Source organism: Endozoicomonas sp. SESOKO3 (assembly GCF_024606255.1).
In genome coordinates this window covers 1-5,013 of the sequence record NZ_JAHHPR010000746.1, presented here as the reverse complement: position 1 = coordinate 5,013, position 5,013 = coordinate 1, and the positions used below count along the sequence as shown (strand labels likewise).

The window sequence follows — 5,013 nt, the reverse complement described above, 5'->3', positions numbered from 1 at the left end:
GAATATTCAGACAGACACCCAACCCCGCAGAGTTCATTCCAATTTTGGCCAGCATGCCCGGCTCAGTCATGGTCAACAATCGGTGACCGTTTTCGAGTTCAATATCCGCCAGAGCCAGGTGGCCTGCCAGTGCTTCAGCCCAGTCCCAGTTCTGCCCTATCAGCCCCTGCCCGGGGAATGCCACAGAAGAACACTCGATGGGAGAGGACATCAGCTCACTGCGGGCATTCATGCAATAGATCCAAAAAGGCTCAACGCCTGCGGCCTCTGCAATGGCATCCATTTCCTCTTTGTAATGAGGCCGGAATGACAGAACCTTCTGCATCAGCAGATCAAGATGAGACTGCAATCTTTCCCTGTCTTTAAGAAAACGTGACCGGTAGTAATCCAGCACTTCGCTGATTTCTTCACGCATCTGCTCGCCATGAATGCGCCCCCGATTCCTGGCTGATCCATTTAGCACCAGTTTTTTCATCAATACGAGCCCCGAAAAATCCCGATTCAGTAACAAACCACTGCTCAGTGGTCTTCTCTTGACGCTCTTGGTCTCCGTTCTTGTGCCGGCTTCCGTGGAAGATAACACAATCGTGACCTGCTTCAACTTCATGCTTGACATAGAGCAATGAAGTTATAATCTGGATGAGTGGCTTAACAGACAGGCCACGGTATTAAAGATACTCACTATATCCAGTTATGGACTGTCCGGACCCGGTGAGTGATTGGTTCACCAGAACGACCCTATTCAGGAAATGATTCCGAAAGCCTTGAGCACAGAAACCGTTTTTCCTCTCCCTTCAAAATAAAAAGAGAGATAAAAATGTTTCAAGGTAATCAATACTTGGAGACCTATTTACCATGCAACAGAATAAACTGTTTATAGGTAACCTTCCTTTCAGCAGTGATGAAAGTGACCTTCAGCAAGCCTTCGAGCAATTCGGTGAGATCGATGAAATTCGCGTCATAACCGACAGGGAAACGGGCCGCTCCCGAGGTTTTGCCTTTATTACTTTTGCCGAGAGTGATAGCGCTAATTCCGCTTTAACTATGGATGGTAAAGAATTAAATGGCAGACCCTTGCGAGTCAGCTTTGCTACCGAACGCAGTGGTGGTAAGTCTGGCGGAAAACCCCGCAAACCAAGCCCTCCGAAAAACAGTGCCTGATTGATTCAGCGAAATTGAAGGAAAATATATACAGCTTCGATCGAAAGGATCAGGGAAGTCCTTTAGAGCATCCCTGTTCATAATTCCGGGGTATTTTTTCTCCGGATTGTCTTCATCATTTCCTTCTGTCATTCCATCGGATTGATGGACACTTTTCTGACTCCCGGAGACTCATCGCTTGTTGCACCTTCATTTGCAATTTTTACTGAGGTAACTATTGCTGGCTTGCACCGGAATTGCTTATCTCAGGAATAGGTACCCTTGAGGAGTTGGAACAGTTTTTCTCCTGAACCAGACTTAGCAGGTAATTGTATCGCTGACGCAAAGCATCAATTTCAATTTGCTCTGCCTGACTGAGGTCCATAAAGAACCAGGGCACCAAAACAAACGCTCCGGCTATACCCAACGCTACGTTTTTACCGGTTTTGTATGTTTTGGGAATCAACCTTCTTATTTCCTCCTCGATGAAAACTATTTCACTTTCCAGAGCCGCACAGGAGCGATTGATATCCCCGTACTGTCGCACAGCAACCGGGTATGCATCCCTGCCTGCGCAGCCTACCTGCAGCAGCGTCAATGCCAGTAGTGATATCCCGGCGATTCGATGGTAATTTTTTAACAACATCATTTAATCTGAATACTCTATAAAACCCGGATATAGCGTAGACCAAACAGAGGATTGTTCGTTCATTTTTTGCACAAAAAACAATAAAACAAAAACCACTTCCAGAAACCTCATCCATGTTCATTTCTGCCGATACAAATCTAGCGCTACTCTGCAACTGATCACTGGATGACCTGATGAATAAAAATTATCTATTCCCACTGTTTCTACTTCTGTCTCCTGTCATACAAGCCAACCAAAAGCCTCTGAAACCGGTTGAACCCATAAAGGCTGAACAGTCTGTTGAGTCGGCCATTCAACCCGACCTCACTGACCAGTCTCCCATGCCACTGGTTTCTGTTGCAGTGCGATACGGCATGATGGCTGACGCTTATTTGAGCAGCCCCAGTGGGATGGTGACGGAAGGCTATCGCTTTCAAATCAGAAGCCTCTACCTTACTTATCTGAAAGAGATGCTGGCAGAGCCGGGTCACACTGTTGAGAAAATAAACGAGACTCTGTTGGCACAATGGATGATGAGACTGGGGCGTGAAGGCTTTGGACCCGAGACACTCCTGGGTATTAAAAGTGGTATGCAGGACAAACTGGCCGAGTGGAGTCAGAAAAGCCTGTCAGGCCAAATCACTCCTTTTCTGGAGTCCACCGAAATCATGCCCAAGCTGGAACAGAAGATTACGGCCTGCAAGAGAATGACACCTCAACCCTCCAGTAACCCCGCCAAACGTCGCTCTTGTCATCAGGCTGAATCCCTGACCCGAGTTGAATCCAGCAAGTTGATTGACCCCAACCTGCTGCAAAGCGCCATGCTGAAATTGATTCCATCTTATGCGCACGGATTAATCGATGTGTCCAGTCGTCCCTACTACCGTGCATTCATTACATCCAGGGAAGATTTTCAGGAGAGCGTAAGCACTTTATTGAGTCAGGGTTACACTGCACGACAGCTCGCTGAAATTCTGGAATTTGCCGGTGTGGATTACCCAGAGGTATTTAACAACCTTTATTTTCACGCCCTCAGAAATGACAAGAGCATTCACGAGTCGGCCATAACCCGAAACTAAACATTTCACTCAAAAAAAAGAGCCGCGCTTATTACAGTCACGGCTCTTTTTATCAAGTCCCGGTGCCTCGATCAGCCGTATCGAACCTTGTAAAGCAGTGAATAGGTGACAGGCAGTACGATCAGTGTCAGAACGGTCGCAAAGCCCAGGCCAAAGATAATGGTTACCGCCATTGAGCTGAAGAACGCATCAAACACCAACGGTATCATACCCAGCATGGTCGTCAATGCCGCCATACAAACCGGACGCACCCTGCTGACAGAAGCATCAACAATGGACTTGGCAAGATTGCCGGTTTTCTTTTCTTCAATGTTGATTTGTTCCACCAGTACAATGCCATTCTTGATCAACATACCTGAAAGACTCAGTAAACCAAGCAGCGCTGTGAAAGTGAAAGGCATATTCAGTAACAGCAAGCCCGCAGACACACCGATGACGCCCAGAGGCACGGTAAACCAGATAGCCAGTGGCTGTCGGATCGTACTGAACAGGAAAACCGTAATAATAAACATCATCAGGTAACCCATTGGCAATGACTTAAAGATACTGCTTTGGGCGTCACTGGACATTTCGAACTCACCTCCCCATTCCAATGTGTAACCTTCTGGCAGGGTGATGGACTCAATTTTATCCTTGAGCTTCAATCGAACCGATTCGGGCGTGTCATCACTGAAGGGTCTTGCGTCTGCCATCACGGTCAGAACACGCTTCAGGTTGCGACGCACAATCAGCGGATTTTCTGTGGCCGATTCGAAGCTGCTCACCACCTGTGCCACCGGCACAAACGCACTTCGCTCCTGACTCCACACCTGAAGATCGGTCAGCGTATTGGCGTTCAGACGTTCTTCCTCCGGGGCTCTGGCTATAATCGGCAACAAATGACTGCCATCCCGGTAAACACCGACCTGCTTGCCGGTAAAGTTCACCAGCAAGGCCTCATCCAGCGCCTGTTTTGAAATACCGCTTCTGCGGCCTGCGGCTTCGTCAAACTGGGGGCGGGCAATAGTGACCTGCTCTCTCCAGGACTGTCTGACGTCCACAGCGGAAGGCTCTTCCTCCATGATGGCCATGGCTTTGGCCCCCAGTTTCCGGAGTACCCCGGGATCTGAGCCATAGAACCTTGCCTCAATGTTTGCGGCAGGTGCAGGACCGTTTTGCAACAGCTTGAATTTGAATTCAATGTCCGGGTATTTGGCGTTGATAGTCTTTTCCATAGGGCCAATCAGCGCTTTCATCCGATCTCTTTTGTCCACCTCGATAATCAGCTGGCCGTAGCTGCTATAACTCTTTTCCGGAGCATAGGTCAGAATAAAACGCTGGGCTCCCCTGCCCATCACCGAAGTAACATTTTCCACGCCCTCGTAACCCAGAACATCCTGCTCAAGCTGCTTGATGGCTTTTTCAGTAGCGCGAATATCACTACCTTCCTGCATCCAGACATCAACAAAAAAGATCGGCGTATTAGAGGGTGGAAAGAATGACTGTTTAACATAACCGAATCCGATAACAGCCATTGCCAAAGCAGCCACTGTGAGTAGCAGAGCTGTAATTCTGTGCTTCAGGGCTTTGCCCAGAAACCAGCGGTAGAAAGAGAACAGGGCTCCTTTATAGGGATCGGTTTCACTGCCCACCATAGCCTCAGAGGGTTCCTTAAACACCATATGACAGAAGAAAGGTGTCAACGTGATTGCCAGAACCCAGCTGATCATCAGGGAGAGTAGGAGCACCTGAAACAGGGATACCATGAAATCACCGGTGGTATCAGGCGACAGGCCGATAGGTGCGAAGGCGATAATAGCAATCACTGTAGCGCCCAACAAAGGCCACTGATTCTGAATCACCACCTGCCTGATGGCTTCCATTCGGGAAAGCCCTCTGTGTAAACCCACCAGAACGCCTTCGGTGACCACAATGGCATTATCCACCAGCATCCCCAGGGCAATGATTAATGCGCCCAGTGAAATGAGCTGCAAATCGACGCCCAGCACGTTCATACCGATGAAAGTACCCAGAATAGTCAGCAACAGAATACCGCCCATTAGCAGGCCTGAACGCAGCCCCATGGCAAACAGCAAGACGACAATGACAATGGCAATGGCTTCAGCGAGGCTGACCAGAAAGCCATTCACTGAAGCCCTGACTACTTCAGGCTGGTCATAAACAAAG

The 5,013-nt window shown here is 48.6% G+C and carries 5 protein-coding genes; 2 read left to right on the top strand and 3 right to left on the bottom strand.

Annotation, left to right across the window (positions count from 1 at the left end; all coding sequences use genetic code 11):
- A partial coding sequence (locus KDK18_RS13110) for a C45 family peptidase (protein WP_257255375.1) occupies positions 1 to 475 on the bottom strand: 475 nt, incomplete at its 3' end.
- A gap of 380 nt (positions 476 to 855) precedes the next feature.
- Between KDK18_RS13110 and KDK18_RS13105 the strand changes: the two genes are divergently transcribed.
- Complete coding sequence (locus KDK18_RS13105; RefSeq protein WP_257255374.1) at positions 856 to 1,161, top strand: RNA-binding protein; 306 nt, start codon at positions 856 to 858, stop codon at positions 1,159 to 1,161.
- Between the two features lie 214 nt (positions 1,162 to 1,375).
- Here the strand turns inward: KDK18_RS13105 and KDK18_RS13100 are convergent, their stop codons facing one another.
- A complete protein-coding gene (locus KDK18_RS13100; protein WP_257255373.1) occupies positions 1,376 to 1,789 on the bottom strand; it encodes a hypothetical protein in 414 nt (137 codons plus the stop codon).
- Between the two features lie 173 nt (positions 1,790 to 1,962).
- On the opposite strand from KDK18_RS13100, the gene KDK18_RS13095 reads away from it, so the two are divergent.
- Positions 1,963 to 2,847, top strand: coding sequence for a hypothetical protein (locus tag KDK18_RS13095; RefSeq protein ID WP_257255372.1), 885 nt, complete (start codon positions 1,963 to 1,965; stop codon positions 2,845 to 2,847).
- A gap of 71 nt (positions 2,848 to 2,918) precedes the next feature.
- Here KDK18_RS13095 and KDK18_RS13090 read toward each other — a convergent pair.
- Positions 2,919 to 5,013, bottom strand: a 2,095-nt coding sequence (locus tag KDK18_RS13090; RefSeq protein WP_257255371.1) for an efflux RND transporter permease subunit, incomplete at its 5' end; no start/stop codon positions are given.

Bases quoted from the DNA above. Each gene is read 5' to 3' on its own strand.
- KDK18_RS13100 (WP_257255373.1), bottom strand. From the start codon at position 1,789: ATGATGTTGTTAAAAAATTACCATCGAATCGCCGGGATATCACTACTG.
- KDK18_RS13095 (WP_257255372.1), top strand. From the start codon at position 1,963: ATGAATAAAAATTATCTATTCCCACTGTTTCTACTTCTGTCTCCTGTC.
- KDK18_RS13105 (WP_257255374.1), top strand. From the start codon at position 856: ATGCAACAGAATAAACTGTTTATAGGTAACCTTCCTTTCAGCAGTGAT.